The following is a 17,556-nucleotide window of genomic DNA, read 5'->3' as shown; positions in this document are numbered from 1 at the left end:
CATACAACCTTTTTATTTCGTATATCGATACACAATTGATTCATATGGTCTTAATTTAAGTTTTGTAATATCCTTGCTGGAATCTTTATAATTCGACAGTAGTACCTCTTGTTTCATTCCATCTAATTGAACGTGCGCCGGTACAGAGTACGTTATTTCTTCTCCATAGAAGTTATTTATAACAAGTAGTACTTCACTTTCTGTAGTACGAGTATATGCCCAAATTTTAGGATCATTTTTATCCAAAATAGCATATTCTCCTTCTGTAATTACATCATACGTTTTTCTAAGCTCTATTAACTTTTTATAATGATAAAATACGGACTCTTTATCTGCTAATGCCTTCTCTACGTTTATTTCTTTAAAATTTTCAGCCACTGAAATCCAAGGTGTACTTGTTGTAAAACCACTGTTCACCTCTTCATTCCACTGCATCGGAGTACGAGAGTTGTCACGAGATTTTTGCTTTAAAACCCCTATAATCTCTTCTTGTGATAGCCCTTCTTTTAGCTTTATATCGTATATATTTAACGATTCCACATCACGATATTGCTCGATGGACTTAAATTTAGGATTTGTCATACCGATTTCTTCCCCTTGATAAATATAAGGCGTTCCTTGCAGCATGTGCATAGCTGTCGCTAACATTTTTGCAGATTCGTTTCGGTACTTTCCATCATCACCAAAGCGTGACACGATGCGAGGCTGGTCATGATTACACCAAAATAACGCATTCCATCCTCCGCCCTTTTGCATTTCAATTTGCCAATTAGACATAATTTCTTTTAATTTAATGAAATCAAAATTTGCTTTTGTCCACTTATCTCCATTGGGATAATCTACTTTTAAATGATGAAAACTAAACGTCATACTTAATTCATTACGCTTAGGATTTGAATATTTAATACAATTATCAATTGTCGTAGAAGACATTTCTCCAACTGTAATTACATCTTTTCCTGCAAAAACATTGCGGTTCATCTCTTGTAAATATTCATGAACACGCGGGCCATCTGTATAATACTTGCGTCCATCACTTGTCGCAGTATTACCTTCATCATTTAAGAAGCATTGGTCTTTTGAAATTAAATTAATGACATCTAATCGGAATCCCGTTACCCCTTTATCCAGCCAAAAGCGCATCATATCATATACTTCTTCACGAAGTTTTTCATTTTCCCAATTTAAATCAGCTTGTGTTTCATCAAATAGATGTAAATAATATTGCTCCGTCTTCTCATCATATTTCCAAGCAGATCCACCAAACTTAGACTGCCAATTATTTTTTTCATCACGCCAAATATAGTAATTACGATATGGACTATTTTTATCTTCCTTCGCTTCTTTAAACCACTTATGTTCAGTCGAACTATGATTTACAACAATATCAAGCATAATTTCAATGTTACGTACTTTCGCTTCTGCTAAAAGTTCTTCAAACTCTTCCATCGTTCCGTAAGATGGATCAATGCTGTAATAATCACTTACATCATATCCATTATCATTTTGTGGTGATTGGTATATCGGTGTTAACCAAATATAATCCACTCCGAGTTCTTTTAAATAATCTAGTTTCTCTGTAACCCCTTTTATATCACCGGTTTCTCTATTGTAATAACTATTAAAGCTCTTCGGATAAATTTGATAGACTACACTTTTATGCCAATCCTTCATGTTTAACTTCCTCCTACTTCTGTTTGACTCTTTTTGCAAATAACCATGTTAAAGTAAATGGGATTACAACTGCAATAATCATTCCGACAATAAACATTGGAATCGATTTCGGAATGATAGAAATAAATGCTGGCAATCCCCCAATTCCGATAGCAGGTGCTAATATACCATTTAATGTAATGAATATCGCTGCCACAGCAGACCCTATAATCGCTGCATAGAACGGAAACTTATTTCGTAAATTCACACCAAACATCGCTGGTTCTGTAATACCGAAGTATGCTGAAATGGCTGATGTTGATGCCATACTTTTATCATTTTGATTTTTAGAAATCCAGAACATCGCAAGTGCCGCACTACCTTGCGCAATGTTAGAAAGAGCAATCATTGGCCAAATAAATGTACCGCCATGTTGTGCAATCAATTGTAAATCAATTGCAATAAACATATGATGCATACCTGTAATTACAAGCGGTGCATATAACGCTCCAAATAATACTGCTCCAACTACTGGTACTGTTTCATATACACCTACTAATCCTACTGTTAATAAATCTCCAATATGGCGTGTAACCGGACCAATAATTCCTAATGCTAACACACCTGTCACAACGATTGTTGTAATTGGTACAACTAATAATTGAATTGCATTTGGTACATGTTTCTTTAAGAAAATTTCTACTTTACTTAACACAAATGCAGCTACTAAAACCGGCAAGATTTGACCTTGATACCCTACCTTTTCAATTTGGAACAGTCCTAAAATATCGAAGTACTCAATCTTTTGTCCGTCTAAACCAGTCGCTGCTTTTCCATAGTCCCAAGCGTTTAATAAGGCCGGGTGCACAAGCATTAGTCCCATAACAATCCCTAGTATTGGACTACCACCAAAACGCTTCGTTGCTGACCAACCGACAAGTGCTGGTAAGAATACGAATGCTGTATTGGCCATCATATTAATTAAATCCCAAAGCCCGCCTAAGTTCGGATAAACATCTAATAAATTTTTCCCATCAAAAAATAAGTCCTTTGCGCCTAATAGATTGTTAATACCCATTAGTAAACCAGCTGTTACGATCGCTGGTAATATCGGCATAAATACATCCGAAAATATTTTCACAAACTTTTGAGCTGGATTTAACTTCTGATTTCCAGAGTCTTTTACATCAGCTACAGTCGATTCTTCCATACCTGCAAGCGTTATCAATTCAGCGTAAACACGATCTACATCCCCTGGACCAATTACAATTTGAAATATCCCAGCGTTATGAAATGCTCCTTTCACTAATGAAACAGACTGTAATTTATCATTATCTATTTTACTTTCATCTTTTAAAGCGATACGGAGCCTCGTCACACAATGTGCAGCTTGTTCAATATTGTCTTTCCCACCAATATACTGCAACACTTCCTCTGCTGTTTTACGATAGTCTTTCCCCATATTCCCGTCCCTCTTTTCTTTTTTTGATACCGTTTACAATTACATATTAACTCGTATATATAAGTTAGTCAACACTCATATATACGAGTTTGTGTTTTTTTATAAAAAAAAGAGATGAAACAATATTTTGTTCCGCCTCTTTACTTCCTGCGTGCCACATCCGAAAAGTGAAAAATATCTAAGCGGTGGCGTGATTCTGTATATTCAAACTGACTTCCATCATACAAATGTGTAAAGTTTTTCACAACGACAACATAGTCTGTTCCATTTAAATCTAAATACTTTCTGTCATCCTCTGTACATGGCTGTACTTCAATTACCCTCTGTGAATAACTAATATGTAGCCCAAGCTCTTTCTCAATGTATTTATAAATCGATGTAGCTGCAATTTCTCTCGTTAACCCTGGAATATATTCCGATACAAAATGGTTTATATCTAAAATTACTTTTTCTCCATCAATATTTCGTACACGTTTAATATGGTCAATCACTGTTTTTTCTTTCACGTTTAATAACTTTGCTACGTCTTTCGTCGCTTCAATTTTCTCCATTTCTACGACATCTGTAATACAATGACGTCCTAAACGTTCATTTTCTTCTTGGAAACTTACAATACCACCAAAATTAAATTCAATATTTTTTCGCTTTAAAACAAACACACCTTTTCCGTGAATTTTTTGCACATATCCACGCTCTTGCAGTAAATCTACAGCTTTTCTTACCGTGCCTCGGCTTGCCTCATACTGCTTCATTAATTCTGTTTCTGATGGGATTTTGCATCCCTCTTTTAATTGTTTATTATCAATAGATTTACTGATTTCTGTATAAATTTGTTCATACTTACTCATCATCTACAATAGCCCCTTGTCACCTTATAATTCTATATGTATTATAACATGCTTCACTCTTCTGCCAATCTCTCACTTATTTTCCATTACAAGAAAAATATAGGTAAATATTTAATCTTTAAAACGTATTTTTATAAAAATTTTTATATTTTTCTTTTCATTCAAAAAAACATGTAGTATACTAACTTCAAAATCAGAGGAGAAAGGGAGCAAAGAACTATGCTTACTTATACAACAACTGTAGTTACATTTGCACAAAAACATCATCATCATACGTAACCCTTGAAACCTAGCGGAAAAATTACGCGTAGGTACAAGGGTTATTCCCGTTGTACCTACGCTTTGGCGAAAGAGCCATGTAGGTATTTTTTTATCTACATGGCTCTTTTTTTATTGTCAAAAAGCTAGTAAAAAATGATGTTTAAGCAAAACTTACTACAAAGGAGTTAACAAAAATGGAAACGAAAAAATGGGGATTATGGGTTTTAACAGCATTTGTTATCGGGAATATGGTTGGCGGTGGCGTATTTATGCTTCCAGCAAATTTAGCACAAGTATCAGGTCCAATGGGTTCTACACTCGCATGGAGTATTACAGGCCTTGGCGTTTTTATGATTGCACTTGTATTTGGAAATTTAGCGATTCGTAAACCAGAATTAAAAGCTGGACCACAAAGCTATGCTCAAGCGATGTTTCCTTCAAAAAAAGCTGGTAAAGTTGCAGGATATAGTATGGCATGGGGATATTGGGCTGCTAACTGGGCTGCAACAGCATCTGTTATTATTTCCTTTGCTGGATATTTATCAACATTCTTTCCAGTTTTACAAAGTAAGCAAATTCTTTTTTCAATAAACGGATTTTCACTAGAACTCGGAAAAGGGTTAACTTTCCTTGTATGTAGCCTTATGCTATGGGGAATTCAATATATTCTTTCTCAAAATATTGATCGAGCTGGAAATATGAATCTACTTGCTACTATTGCAAAAATTATCGGATTTACAATGTTTATTGTAATTACATTATTCATTTTCAATGCTTCTAATTTCGGAGACGGTCAAACCTTTATGAATGAAGCAGGACAATCTATCTCGTTAGGTGGCCAAATCAATTCAGCTGCTATTGCAACACTCTGGGCATTTATCGGTATTGAATCAGCGGTTATGCTTTCTAACCGTGCAAAATCACAGCGCGATGTAAAAAAAGCTACGATTTTCGGATTAATTATCGCTCTTCTTATTTACATGTCAATTACTTTACTTACAATGGGAGCTCTTCCGCAAGATGCTTTAAAGGAGTCTCAAAAACCGTTAGTAGATGCATTAAATTTAGCAATTGGAAATAAAGGTGCATATATAATGGCCTTACTCGCTCTTATATCTTTATTTGGATCTACAGTTGGCTGGATCGTTGTTAGTTCAGAAGTACCTTACCAGGCAGCAAAGAATGGACTTTTTCCTAAGTTTTTTGGGAAAACAAATAAAAAAGGTAGTCCTTCAAAATCATTATTGATTACAAATGTAATGACGCAAATTTTCTTATTTTCAACGATTTCTGGTACTGTTTCAGAAGCATATAGTTTCGCTATCGTCGTAGCAACATTAGCCTATTTAATTCCATACCTTGTTTCTACCTTGTACCAATTAAAATTAGTTATTACAGGAGAAACGTATGATATACTACCAGGATCTCGAGTAAAAGATGGAATTATCACTACATTGGCATTGGTATACTCCATTTGGGTTATCAAAACGGGAACTGCTGATTTAAAAACGTTCTTCTTAGGAATTGGATTGTTTATATTAGGTCTTATTCTTTATCCAGTACTAATGAAAGACTCACAAAAAACAGATTAAATAAAGAGAAGCTGCTGGCTTCTCTTTTTTATTAAAAATCTGTAATTAACTTTTCTTTTAGCTCTCCTACAGATAAAGGTTTCGCATAATAAAATCCCTGTACATAATCACAGCTCATTGATTGTAACAAACTCTCTTGCTCTACTGTTTCTACTCCTTCAGCAACTACTGCTAAATTTAAACTATGAGCAATTTCAATAACGGATTTTACAATCGTTCGTTCTGGTTGTGCGTGATCATAATGAAATTCACGAATAAAATTACGATCAATTTTTACAATATCCAGTGGTAGTTGTTTTAAATAATATAAGGAAGAATAGCCAGTTCCGAAATCATCCAAAGCAATTAACACACCCATATTTCTTAATTCTTGTAATGTAGCAATAATATAATCAAAATGGCGGACTGCTATGCTTTCCGTTATTTCTAATATTAAACGGTTCGGAGGAAAACCAGTTCTCTTTAAAATGCTACGTACAGAGAAAATAAAACGTTTCTGCATTAATTGTTGTATAGATAAATTCACTGATAACTTTAGTCCTTCTTGATAATTTGGCAATGTTTTAAACAATCGGCACGATTTTTCTAATACCCAGTCTCCTAGCTTTATAATAAGTCCAGACTCTTCAGCTACCGGGATAAATTCGTTTGGTGAAATAGGTCCGTCTTCTGTCATACAGCGTACTAGAGCTTCTATACCAGAATATCTCTTCGTTTTCAAATCAATAATAGGCTGCAATACTACATCTAACTCTTCATCACGAATTGCCTTTTGCAAAGCAAACTCAACTTTCATTCTACGATTTATTTTCGCGCGTAGCTCATCTGTAAAGAAACATGCAGCATTTCTCCCCTGTTCTTTTGCACTATACATAGCTAAGTCTGAGTTTTTCAATAATGTTTCCACGTCTTGTCCGTCTTGTGGATAAGAACAAAGTCCTAGACTAGCTGAAATATATACTTCATGGCCTTCAAGAATAAATGGTGCCTGGAAACATGACAACACAGATGTCGCTAACTGCCTCATATCATCTTGTCTATGATTTTTTGTTAACAGCACAAATTCGTCGCCACCTAGCCTAGCCAGAACATCTTTCTCTCCTAGTACATAATGCAACCTTGAAGCGACTTCGCTTAAAAGTAAGTCCCCTATCATATGACCTAACGTATCATTTACTAATTTAAAACGGTCCAAATCAAAGTAAATCATACCAAATTCTTTTTTATCTGCAATCAATTTATTAACGGTCGTTATTAATTGCAAACGGTTCGGCAAACTCGTTAAAGCATCATGATAGGCAAGTTCCCTATAACGACTTTCACTTAGCCTCAACCTCTGTTCCGCTTCTTTTCTACTACTAATATCATTTCGAATTGCGATAAACTGGTATGGCTCTCCTTTTTCATTTAAAAATGGAACAATTGTTGTTTTGACCCAATAATATGTACCATCTTTCGCTCGATTCCGAATCTCACCTGTCCATACTTTCCCATTCAAAATACGTTTCCATAAGTTTTGAAAAAAGGTTTTCGGATGATGACCTGAATTTAAAATACGGTGATCTTTTCCAATTAATTCTTCCCTTTTGTATTTAGAGATTTCACAAAATTTATCATTTACATATGTAATAAGACCTTTTCGGTCTGTAATTGCAACAATTGAAGACTCATCTAATGCTAACTTTAAATCTCGCAACGAAGAATCATATAATGCATGACCTCTCTGTTCTAGCATGCGCATCTCTCCTTGCTTCTATCTGACTAAAACACAACCTGTTTCTCTTCATAGAAATAGAGATATTTCATTTTCTAATACTAGCCCTTTACATAAATTATCTTTTTAAATAAACCGATTAAAATAACATAATATTATTTGTAATAAAAAGCAATATTATACCGTTTCAATTATAACTGGTAGCTTCCCATATCTCTAATTACTTCGCGCCTTATTATACCGCAATCCTTTTAAGTAGCTCTATGCAAGCCTTGTTTCCAACTAATACCACTCATATCTGATCTCTTTGTTTTTAATAACGAAATAGAAATTAGATCATACTACATAACTATTCACGAATAATAATATGAAAATCTACATTAATGTGTATGTTTTTGAATTACAATAACAAAATATTAACATATTTCTACCTTAACTTTGGAATTATTTTATAAATAAATACTGTATTAAACTAAAAAAGAGGATAGCCTCTTTTTTAATTTAATACGAATATGGTATTTGCTGATAACCTGGGTATGGCATTGGATACGTTACAGGGTATGGCGATGGATAAGCTACTGGATATGGAGCTGGATAATATCCTCCACTTGTTGCACCTGTTAATGCACCAGCTGTCAGTCCGCCTAACACTCCTCCTGCAAAGCTTCCAGGGAAAAATCCACCTCCCCATGAACTACCACCACCCCAGCCCCATCCGCCTCCGTGATGATGATGGTGATCATAGTGATTGTGTCCTCCATGGTGATGATGTCCACCGTTATGATTGTGCCCACCATGATTGTGTCCTCCATGATGATGATTCCGATAGTACAATCCATTGTTTTCTATATAATTCATGTTTCTCCGCTCCTTTTCGATTTTTTCATTTTCATATGCGTTAAGAGTGAGATAAAAAATGGGATAGTACACTGTATGTAGGACAAATGCGGAAAGTATGGGTGATATGTCTATATTTTGTAAAAAAAGCAAAACACCTTATAATAAAGATGTCATATTACATCTTCTATTTAAGAAGTCTATATTGAAAAAAGATTAGGGGAATTATATAGAAATGAAAAAGCCTATCGTTCAATTACTATTAATATTTACAATCGTATCTATCGTTCTGTTCCTATTAAATACATCGTATATTTCGTTATATACATTTGTCGGTGCTCTATGGTCCATCACAATCGTCGGAATTTCATTCGTTATTTTTATAGAAAATAGATCTCCACAAAGTACGTTAGCATGGTTTTTAGTATTAGCACTTCTTCCTATTATAGGTGTGCTTTTATACGCTATTTTCGGACGCAGCCGCTGGAGAAGAAAAAAACATCTCCATCGTTCAGAAGAACAAAGAAAATTATTCCGTGAAATATTAGAAGGAAGAAGACTAGAGTTATTACTCACAGTCCCACTAAATGAACGTTCCATACATTTAACAGAAGTCATACAAAAATTTGGAGGTGGTCCTGCCGCAGATAAAACAACTACAAAACTTTTAACAAACGGAGATCAAACATTTTCAGAAATTTTGCGAGCTATAGAGCAGGCAAAGCATCATATACATATTCAATACTACATTTATAAATCTGATGAAATTGGTACAAAAGTTCGAGATGCTTTAATACAAAAAGCAAAAGATGGTGTTATTGTACGCTTCCTTTATGATGGCCTTGGAAGTAATACGTTAAGAAGACGATTTTTGCAACCTATGAAAGAAGCTGGGATTGAAATTGTAGAATTTGACCCTATTTTTTCAGCTTGGTTACTTGAAACTGTCAATTATCGTAACCATCGAAAAATCGTTATTGTAGATGGAGAAATTGGTTTTACCGGAGGACTCAACGTCGGTGATGAATATCTTGGCCGTTCAAAGAAATTTCCCGTTTGGCGTGATAGTCATTTAAAAATAGAAGGAAAAGCATTATATAAATTACAAGCAATCTTTCTAGAAGACTGGCTCTATGCCTCTAGTGGTTTAAATACCTATTCCTGGGATCAATTCATGAATAGACAATACTTCCCAGGTAAAGAAATTTCAAATGCAGAAGGTGCTGTTCAAATCGTAGCAAGCGGACCAAGCTCCGATGATAAAAGTATTCGTAATACATTATTAGCTGTTATGGGCTCTGCAAAAAAATCCATTTGGATCGCTACCCCTTACTTTATTCCAGATCAAGAAACTTTAACATTATTACGCTTAAGTGCAATTGCCGGAATAGATGTACGGATTTTATATCCAGGTAAAAGTGATAGCATCATTAGCGATCAAGCATCTCAATCCTATTTCACTCCGCTTTTAAAAGCTGGTGCTTCTATTTACAGTTATAAAGATGGTTTTATGCATGCAAAAATTGTACTCGTTGATGATACAATTGCAACTATCGGAACAGCGAACATGGATGTACGTAGCTTTGAATTGAATTACGAAATTATTAGCGTACTTTATGAATCAAAAACAGTTCACGATATTAAATGTGATTTCGAAGAAGATTTTAAACATTCAACTGAAATTAAATGGAACTCTTTCCAAAAAAGAAGTATAAAAAAACGCATATTGGAGTCTTTCATGAGGCTCATTTCTCCTTTACTGTAGGCAATCAACTTTATCTTGATTGCTTTTTCTTTTCCCTTTATCCTCCTTCCTTTTCTTTGCATACCATATTAAAACAAGTTATCATAAGATGTATTACTTTATGAAAATAATGTTAGGTGGGAAATACATGTTAGAACAATTTCATATACATGCTGATTTAAAACAACAGCTTTCTACGATTCATGAAAAGAATAAACAAGAAGCTGGTGAAAATGCACATTTAATCGGAACGAAAATATATAAAGCGTCTGATAATAGCATTATTGAAGATGCGATTACAGCACTTCTTCTTGGCAAGAACATTCTATTAAAAGGACCGACTGGTAGTGGTAAAACAGTACTAGCGGAAACTCTTTCTTCTTTATTCCAAAAACCAATGCATAGCATTAACTGCTCTGTCGACTTAGATGTAGAGGGTATTTTAGGATACAACACACTACAAACGAAAGATGGTGCATCTGAAGTTTCATTCGTTAACGGTCCTCTTATGAAAGCAATGAAGAACGGTCACTTCCTATATATTGACGAAATCAATATGGCAAAACCTGAAACTTTACCGCTACTTCACGGCGCATTAGATTACCGTAAAATGATTACAAACCCATTTACACAAGAGGTTGTATACGGTGATGACGAATACCGTGTAATTGCTGCGATTAACGAAGGTTACGTTGGAACAAGTGAACTAAATGAAGCGTTAAAAAACCGTTTCGTTATTATTGAAGTTCCTTACATTCAAGGTGACACATTAAAAGAACTATTATTAGCAGAATCAAAATTAAATGATGTTGCAACAATTGAAAAGTTTGTTGCATTTGCAAGCGACCTTATGCCTTTAGCTCGCGATGGACGTGTAAGTGAAGAAGCAGCAAGTATTCGTGGTATTATCGACGCATGTGATTTAGGTGTATATATTCCTATTATGCGAGCGATTGAACGAAGCATAATTGCAAAACTTAATGATGAAACAGAACAAATGACTGTCCGTGAATTAGCAGAAAGTTATTTCTTTGAGGGATAATTTATGAGACAAATTTTTAGTGACAAAAAAATTGATGCGTCGCTGTTTCTACAAATGGAAAACTTAATGTATGCCCTTCTAAAAGAAGACGATGCCTATCTTGAATATGGCTATAAAGCATACTACGACGAAATTGAAAAGAAAGTTGTCATTAGTCACTTTTGGGATGATCGAAAAGAAGAAGATACAGTAATCGGATTAAAAAGCGAAGTCTTCTTAAAAGCACTTGGTAATAAACATTACTCGGACATGACTTTAATTCGTTCTTATGCGATTGAATTGCAAGAATCGCCCCTAAAAAAGTTTTTAACACAATTATTTGTTCTATTAGAAGATTTACGCGTTGAGGAAATCGTAAAGAACTTACGTCCTGGCACGAAGCATGTTTTTAAACGTCGAAAAGAAATGTACCGCAACTATTTCGGCTCTCAAAATGAAATAAACCGCGTTCGTAATTATCACGGTGATCGTCTATTTTGCCTATGCTATCTTTCATTAACGAGCGATAAATATGAAATGTTTAATAATGAATATTTTGAGCAAATTGAAGCGATTTTACATGAAACATTCCAAGCACGTAATACAGAAGATATTATGTATATCGTTGAGAAAATTCGCTATCGCTTAGAGGCGCTTCTTGAAAGTGATATGCTTAACAACTATTTCGGACATGCTCCACTTTACTTATCTGTCCTTGCAGACGAAAAGAACTGTCGCGTCGAAGATTTAGCAAATGATGATACGCAGCTTATAGATGACGATGAAAATAAAAACAAAATGGATGAAAGTTTCTCCACATGGCATCGTGAAAATAAAAATAACGAAAACGAGAACTTTTTACGCTTTGAATTAGAAAGCGGAACAAAAACAAACATGATGGGCGATACTGCTCGCGAATCAGAAGATGGCGACCAAGCACTTGGTTCTGTACAAGGTACTTCTCAAAAAAGTACACAATCCAACTTTGATGGCGCTGATACAGAAGAAGCAAGGGCTTCACACGCTTCTAGCCAGCACGACGGTGCATACGGTAAGTATAATGTAGGTGCTTCTCATACATTTAAAGAAGCTCGCAAAGCAAACTCAGATGAGAAAAAAGATTACCAAGCTATCAAATCAGTCGTCAATAAAGATGTAAAAGAATTAAAGAAAATTATCGAAAAAACGATTGAAAATAAAACGAATGCGAATAGTGATAAATATTACGGAAGACTTCGTAAGAAATTCCTTCGTATTTATACCGAAAAACAACCACGTATGTTTTATAAAAAAGGACAAGAGTCACAAGAACTCGATGTTGCATTCCAACTGTTAGTTGACTGTTCTGGTTCTATGTATAACAAAATGGAAGAAACGAAGAAGAGTGTTGTACTATTCCATGAAGCTTTAAAGTCTTTAAAAATCCCGCACGCTATTAGCGGATTTTGGGAAGATGCCTCTAGCGCTAAACCTGAAGATAAGCCGAACGTTATTCATGAAGTTGTAAATTATAAAAACTCAACGTTACCAAACGTTGGTCCAGAAATTATGCAACTTCGTGAAGAAGAAGATAACCGCGACGGATATATTATTCGTATCGTTTCTGAAAAACTTGCCAAAAGACCTGAGAAACATAAATTCTTACTAGTCTTCACAGACGGTGAGCCTTCTGCGCTAGACTATCAACAAGACGGAATTTTAGATACGCATGAAGCTGTTAAACTCGCGCGTAAAAGTGGTATGGAAGTAATCGGTATCTTCATCGAAGAAGGCGAAGCGAAAGAAGCAACTTATCAATTGATGAAAAACATTTATAACCATCACTTCTTAGTTGCAAATCATGCTGAAGATTTACGATTGAAGATTAAACCATTGCTGAAAAAACTATTACTGAAGACGATTGAATAGAAAACAGGAGCCTTGTGGCTCCTGTTTTTTCGTTCAATTACTTTGTTTCTGGTTGAAACTTGTATGGAATGGCTACTTCTAATAAAGATTCAAATCCTCCGTCATAGTATGGGAAGCGCTCATTCGCAATTGTTCGATCTACCCACTCTATTGCAGAAATTTCACCTTCATCTTCCGCAATAAGTTCCCCTTTTACTACATTCGCTCGGAATGTAAAAAACAGTGCATGATTCCCTGATTCTTCAAAGAATTTTTCATTGATCGCAACAAGTCCACCTAACGTAGCAGTTAAACCTGTCTCTTCTTTCACTTCTCTTATTAGTGCTTCCTCTAATATTTCACCTTTTTCCACAGCCCCACCTGGCAATGACCAAACGTTTTGTTCTGTATTATGTACCATTAATATTTTATCTATTTCCTCGTCATGTATTAGTGCGTATACGACATCAACTCTTTGCATAAGACTTCTCTCCTCCCAAAAATAATGAAGAGCCGATTCCTAAGAATCGACTCTTCCTATTAATTCATCACTAACTCAGCTGCGAGCTTTTTTTTTAACTTAGCCAGCATGTCAGTTGTCATTTTGTCTAAATCGTATTCTGCTTTAAAGCCCCACTCTTTCATTGCTGCAGTTGCGTCAATAGAGTTTGGCCAGCTATCAGCGATTGTTTGACGAGCTGAATCTACTGCGTAATCCATTGTAAACGTCGGAATGTGTTTACGAATTGACGCTGCAATTTGCTCTGGCTCGAAGCTCATTGCTGTAATGTTAAATGCATTTCTATGCACTAGCTTACTTGGATCAGCTTCCATTAATGAAATGATCGCTTGTAAAGCATCAGGCATATACATCATGTCCATGTACGTTCCTTCAGCAATGTATGAGGTGTATGCACCTTTTTTAATCGCCTCATAATAAATTTCAACTGCATAATCAGTTGTTCCGCCTCCTGGAGGAGCTACGTAAGAAATTAAACCTGGGAAACGGACACCGCGCGTATCTACACCAAATTTTTGATGATAATAATCACATAGTAATTCTCCTGCCACTTTGTTTACCCCGTACATCGTAGTAGGACGCTGAATTGTATCTTGCGGTGTATTATCTTTTGGCGTCGATGGACCGAATGCGCCGATAGAACTTGGCGTGAAGAATTTACAGTTTAATTCACGAGCTGCTTCTAATGCATTTACAAGTCCGCCCATATTTAAGTTCCATGCAAATAACGGATTTTTTTCTGCTGTTGCTGAAAGTAAAGCTGCTAAATGAATAATTGTATCTACTTCATTACGCTTTGTGATATCATGTAGTTTTTGTCCATCTGTTACATCTAACGTTTCAAATGGACCAGACGTTACTACTTCACTATCTGTTTCACGAATATCTGTTGCAATAACATTTGATGCGCCGTATACATCACGAAGTTTCATTACTAGTTCAGAACCAATTTGCCCTAAAGAACCGGTTACTAGAATTTTTTTCATTTTCCCCACTCCTCATTTGCAAGCTATTCAAAAGATGTCGTTACTTAAATGATGCCCATTTCTTTTCCTGCTTTTTCATACTTAAGAATTGCTTCATCTAACATTTCTTTCGTATGAGCTGCTGTAGGCATATTACGAACGCGCCCTGTTCCTTTTGCTACAGTTGGGAACACGATAGATTTTGCGTATACACCTTCTTCATTTAGACGTTTACTAAATTCTTGTGTTAATACCTCATCCCCAATGATACAAGGTGTAATTGGCGTTTCACTTTCCCCAATGTTAAAGCCAAGTTCTTTTAATCCTTGTTTTAAGTAGCGACCATTTTCCCATAAGCGATCGTGTAACTCTGTGCTTTCCATTAAGATTTCAATTGATCTCATGCAAGCTGCTGCATCAGCTGGTGTTAATGCTGTAGAGAATAAGAATGGACGTGAACGAACTTTTAACCAGTCAATTAAATTTTGTTTCCCTGCTACATATCCACCAATTACCCCAATTGCTTTTGATAATGTACCAATTTGGAAATCAACTTTATCAGAAAGACCGAAGTGCTTTACAGTTCCTGCACCTTTTCCAAGTACACCTGAACCGTGTGCATCATCTACGTATGTCATTAAATCTAACTCTTCTGCAATCTCAACAATTTCTGGTAGTTTTGCAACATCTCCATCCATTGAAAAGACACCGTCTGTAATTACCATTAATTTATTGTAAAGACCTGATTCTTTCGCCGCAATTGCTTTTTGGCGTAAATCTTCCATATCCGAATGTTTATAAACAATAATTTTTGCTTTTGATAGACGACTACCATCAATAATAGAAGCATGGTTTAATTCGTCTGAAAGAATTGCATCATTTTTATCCATAACAGCTGAAATCGCTGCCATATTACAGTTAAATCCTGATTGATAAGCAATTGCTGCTTCTGTATGTTTAAACTTTGCAATTGTTTCTTCTAACTTAATATGCAAATCTAAAGTACCGTTAATTGTACGAACAGCCCCTGCTCCAACACCGTACTTATGAATAGCACCAATTGCTGCTTCTTGCAAACGGCTATCTGTTGCTAATCCAAGATAGTTGTTTGAAGATAAGTTAATATATTCTTTTCCGCCAATTGTAATGATCGGTCCATTTGAACTCTCAAGCGGATCAATTACGTTATAAAGCCCCTTTGATTTTAAATCCTCTAAGTTTTCTTCTAAAAATTTCGCAAGTGTTTTACTAGACATCGTGAAGCCTCCCATCGTTCATGTAAGCGGATTATTGTCTTAATAGTTCTAATAATCCCTCTACTAGCTTAACACGTTTTCAGAATTTATTATAGAAAAATAGTTTAAAGTAACCGCTTACATTTCTAGATTATATATGATTCATTACAATAAATCTATCATTTACTTTTCATATTTGATAGAATTAAAAAAATATTTCGGGAGGTTTCAAACATGGCATTTACAGAATCTGATGTATACAATAACACAGCATTTTTCAAACAATATATGAAACGAAGATACCGAGAAAATAGCCCAAATGAATCCATTGAAAAACCAGTATTCTTTCAGCTCATTGGTCATGTACGAGGAAAACAAATTCTCGATTTAGGCTGTGGTGATGCTAAGTTTGGCGCGGAATTATTAGAAAAGGGATGCTACTCTTACACCGGCATTGAAGGCTCCGAACTTATGTATGAAAAAGCTAAAAAACAACTAGAAAATAAAAATGGATCTGTTCATTTTTTAAACCTCAAAGATTATACCTACCCCTCTTCCACTTTTGATTTAGTAACATCTAGACTCGCCTTACATTATATTGAACATCTTGATACCATTTTTCAAAATGTATTTCAAACTTTAAAAACAAATGGCACCTTTACCTTTAGCGTTCAACATCCCGTTATTACTTCTTCGTTTGAAAGCTTACAAACAAGTGGTAAAAGAACGAGTTGGCTCGTCGATGATTACTTTAAACTAGGCAAACGGGTTGAACCATGGATTGACCAAGAAGTTATTAAATATCATCGTACAACGGAAGATTATTTCACATTATTACAGCAAGCCGGATTTACCATTACATCATTAAAAGAAGCTACACCAAATCCAACCTATTTTCAAAATGAAGCAGATTATAAACGTCGCTTACGTATTCCTCTCTTCCTCTTATTTTCTTGTACCAAATAAAAAAAACGATGAATCACTCATCGTTTTTTTATCTCATTGCCTGAGCAACTTCTTTAACTACACATCTTCCTCTTCCGTGAGGTATACAAAGCGGTGTTCCAAACAACGGATCCGTACTAATTTGACACTCCATTCGGAATACATCACGTACTAGTTTCTCATCTACCACTTCTTCAGGTTTACCTTGTGCATATATTTGTTTATCTTGAATGGCTACAATGTTATCTGCATAGCGACATGCTAAATTTAAATCGTGTAATACCATAACAATTGTTCTTTGTTCTGTTTCATTTAATTCGAATAATAAATCTAGCACTTCAATTTGGTGAGTCATATCTAAATATGTAGTAGGCTCATCCAGTAAAATAATATCTGTATCTTGTGCAAGCGTCATTGCAATCCAAGCACGTTGTCGTTGTCCACCTGAAAGAGCATGCACATCACGCTCAGCAAATTCTGTCATACCTGTTGCTGCAAGTGCCTTCTGTACCATTTCCTCATCTTTTTCTGACCACTGTTTCAGCCATGTTTGATATGGATAGCGTCCTTGTTTTACAAGTTGCAATACTGTAAGCCCTTCAGGTGCTTGCGGTCCTTGCGGTAAAATTGCCATTTGACGAGCAATTTGCTTCGTTTGCATACTTTGAATAGCTTGATTATCTAACAAAATGTCACCAGTTGTTGGCTTTAATAATCTAGCTAGTGAACGTAATAAAGTTGATTTCCCGCAACCGTTGGAACCGATAAAGATTGTAATTTCACCTTTTGGAATTTCTAAATTCAACTCATCAATAATAATTGTTTCACCATAAGACAACGTCAAACATTTCGTCTCCAATGCTTTTTGCATA

At 35.3% G+C, this 17,556-nt stretch carries 14 protein-coding genes; 5 read left to right on the top strand and 9 right to left on the bottom strand.

Features of this window, described 5'->3' with window-relative positions; translation table 11 throughout:
- Positions 1-12: 12 nt before the first annotated feature.
- The 3 genes from treC to treR all read right to left on the bottom strand — a co-directional run bounded on the left by treC (position 13) and on the right by treR (position 3,966).
- The gene (gene treC / locus MKY21_RS03200) at positions 13-1,674 is read right to left on the bottom strand and encodes an alpha,alpha-phosphotrehalase (RefSeq protein ID WP_061664096.1); all 1,662 of its coding nucleotides are present in this window, start codon (positions 1,672-1,674) and stop codon (positions 13-15) included.
- 13 nt (positions 1,675-1,687) lie between these two features.
- Entirely contained in the window at positions 1,688-3,115 is a 1,428-nt protein-coding gene (gene treP / locus MKY21_RS03195; protein WP_341075407.1) for a PTS system trehalose-specific EIIBC component, read from the bottom strand.
- 140 nt (positions 3,116-3,255) lie between these two features.
- Entirely contained in the window at positions 3,256-3,966 is a 711-nt protein-coding gene (gene treR / locus MKY21_RS03190; protein ID WP_000987236.1) for a trehalose operon repressor, read from the bottom strand.
- A gap of 452 nt (positions 3,967-4,418) precedes the next feature.
- Here treR and MKY21_RS03185 point away from each other — a divergent pair, with 452 nt between their 5' ends.
- Positions 4,419-5,816, top strand: coding sequence for an amino acid permease (locus tag MKY21_RS03185; protein WP_044797131.1), 1,398 nt, complete (start codon positions 4,419-4,421; stop codon positions 5,814-5,816).
- Between the two features lie 31 nt (positions 5,817-5,847).
- Here MKY21_RS03185 and MKY21_RS03180 read toward each other — a convergent pair whose 3' ends face one another.
- Positions 5,848-7,551, bottom strand: coding sequence for a putative bifunctional diguanylate cyclase/phosphodiesterase (locus tag MKY21_RS03180; protein ID WP_000893350.1), 1,704 nt, complete (start codon positions 7,549-7,551; stop codon positions 5,848-5,850).
- Between the two features lie 480 nt (positions 7,552-8,031).
- Positions 8,032-8,388 (bottom strand): hypothetical protein, encoded by a 357-nt coding sequence (locus MKY21_RS03175; RefSeq protein ID WP_001106406.1) that lies wholly within the window; start codon positions 8,386-8,388, stop codon positions 8,032-8,034.
- A gap of 214 nt (positions 8,389-8,602) precedes the next feature.
- On the opposite strand from MKY21_RS03175, the gene MKY21_RS03170 reads away from it, so the two are divergent.
- The 3 genes from MKY21_RS03170 to MKY21_RS03160 all read left to right on the top strand — a co-directional run bounded on the left by MKY21_RS03170 (position 8,603) and on the right by MKY21_RS03160 (position 13,040).
- Positions 8,603-10,132, top strand: coding sequence for a cardiolipin synthase (locus MKY21_RS03170; RefSeq protein WP_000743029.1), 1,530 nt, complete (start codon positions 8,603-8,605; stop codon positions 10,130-10,132).
- Positions 10,133-10,259: 127 nt separating this feature from the next.
- Positions 10,260-11,153 (top strand): ATP-binding protein, encoded by an 894-nt coding sequence (locus MKY21_RS03165; protein WP_000892972.1) that lies wholly within the window; start codon positions 10,260-10,262, stop codon positions 11,151-11,153.
- Positions 11,154-11,156: 3 nt separating this feature from the next.
- Complete coding sequence (locus MKY21_RS03160) at positions 11,157-13,040, top strand: vWA domain-containing protein (RefSeq protein WP_001248850.1); 1,884 nt, start codon at positions 11,157-11,159, stop codon at positions 13,038-13,040.
- Positions 13,041-13,077: 37 nt separating this feature from the next.
- Here the strand turns inward: MKY21_RS03160 and MKY21_RS03155 are convergent, their stop codons facing one another.
- From MKY21_RS03155 to MKY21_RS03145, 3 genes are read right to left on the bottom strand one after another with little or no spacing between them, the layout of a single operon-like run.
- A complete protein-coding gene (locus MKY21_RS03155; RefSeq protein ID WP_001189928.1) occupies positions 13,078-13,500 on the bottom strand; it encodes an NUDIX hydrolase in 423 nt (140 codons plus the stop codon).
- Between the two features lie 59 nt (positions 13,501-13,559).
- The gene (locus tag MKY21_RS03150; RefSeq protein ID WP_044797126.1) at positions 13,560-14,525 is read right to left on the bottom strand and encodes an L-threonine 3-dehydrogenase; all 966 of its coding nucleotides are present in this window, start codon (positions 14,523-14,525) and stop codon (positions 13,560-13,562) included.
- Positions 14,526-14,569: 44 nt separating this feature from the next.
- On the bottom strand, positions 14,570-15,760 hold the full coding sequence (locus MKY21_RS03145) for a glycine C-acetyltransferase (protein ID WP_341075401.1): 1,191 nt from the start codon (positions 15,758-15,760) through the stop codon (positions 14,570-14,572).
- 213 nt (positions 15,761-15,973) lie between these two features.
- Between MKY21_RS03145 and MKY21_RS03140 the strand changes: the two genes are divergently transcribed.
- Positions 15,974-16,705, top strand: coding sequence for a class I SAM-dependent DNA methyltransferase (locus tag MKY21_RS03140; RefSeq protein WP_341075399.1), 732 nt, complete (start codon positions 15,974-15,976; stop codon positions 16,703-16,705).
- Positions 16,706-16,733: 28 nt separating this feature from the next.
- On the opposite strand, the gene MKY21_RS03135 is transcribed toward MKY21_RS03140, so the two are convergent.
- Entirely contained in the window at positions 16,734-17,555 is an 822-nt protein-coding gene (locus tag MKY21_RS03135; protein ID WP_044797125.1) for an ABC transporter ATP-binding protein, read from the bottom strand.
- Position 17,556 lies beyond the last annotated feature (1 nt).

The sequence above is a fragment of the Bacillus sp. FSL R9-9497 genome, assembly GCF_038005805.1.
Taxonomy (GTDB): domain Bacteria; phylum Bacillota; class Bacilli; order Bacillales; family Bacillaceae_G; genus Bacillus_A; species Bacillus_A cereus.
The sequence above is the reverse complement of the archived record's forward strand: the minus strand, read 5'-3'. Positions and strand labels throughout refer to the sequence as shown.

Bases quoted from the DNA above. Each gene is read 5' to 3' on its own strand.
- MKY21_RS03140 (WP_341075399.1), top strand. From the start codon at position 15,974: ATGGCATTTACAGAATCTGATGTATACAATAACACAGCATTTTTCAAA.
- treP (WP_341075407.1), bottom strand. From the start codon at position 3,115: ATGGGGAAAGACTATCGTAAAACAGCAGAGGAAGTGTTGCAGTATATT.
- MKY21_RS03170 (WP_000743029.1), top strand. From the start codon at position 8,603: ATGAAAAAGCCTATCGTTCAATTACTATTAATATTTACAATCGTATCT.
- MKY21_RS03185 (WP_044797131.1), top strand. From the start codon at position 4,419: ATGGAAACGAAAAAATGGGGATTATGGGTTTTAACAGCATTTGTTATC.
- MKY21_RS03155 (WP_001189928.1), bottom strand. From the start codon at position 13,500: ATGCAAAGAGTTGATGTCGTATACGCACTAATACATGACGAGGAAATA.
- MKY21_RS03135 (WP_044797125.1), bottom strand. From the start codon at position 17,555: ATGCAAAAAGCATTGGAGACGAAATGTTTGACGTTGTCTTATGGTGAA.
- MKY21_RS03180 (WP_000893350.1), bottom strand. From the start codon at position 7,551: ATGCTAGAACAGAGAGGTCATGCATTATATGATTCTTCGTTGCGAGAT.
- MKY21_RS03160 (WP_001248850.1), top strand. From the start codon at position 11,157: ATGAGACAAATTTTTAGTGACAAAAAAATTGATGCGTCGCTGTTTCTA.
- MKY21_RS03165 (WP_000892972.1), top strand. From the start codon at position 10,260: ATGTTAGAACAATTTCATATACATGCTGATTTAAAACAACAGCTTTCT.
- MKY21_RS03145 (WP_341075401.1), bottom strand. From the start codon at position 15,760: ATGTCTAGTAAAACACTTGCGAAATTTTTAGAAGAAAACTTAGAGGAT.
- treC (WP_061664096.1), bottom strand. From the start codon at position 1,674: ATGAAGGATTGGCATAAAAGTGTAGTCTATCAAATTTATCCGAAGAGC.
- MKY21_RS03150 (WP_044797126.1), bottom strand. From the start codon at position 14,525: ATGAAAAAAATTCTAGTAACCGGTTCTTTAGGGCAAATTGGTTCTGAA.
- MKY21_RS03175 (WP_001106406.1), bottom strand. From the start codon at position 8,388: ATGAATTATATAGAAAACAATGGATTGTACTATCGGAATCATCATCAT.
- treR (WP_000987236.1), bottom strand. From the start codon at position 3,966: ATGATGAGTAAGTATGAACAAATTTATACAGAAATCAGTAAATCTATT.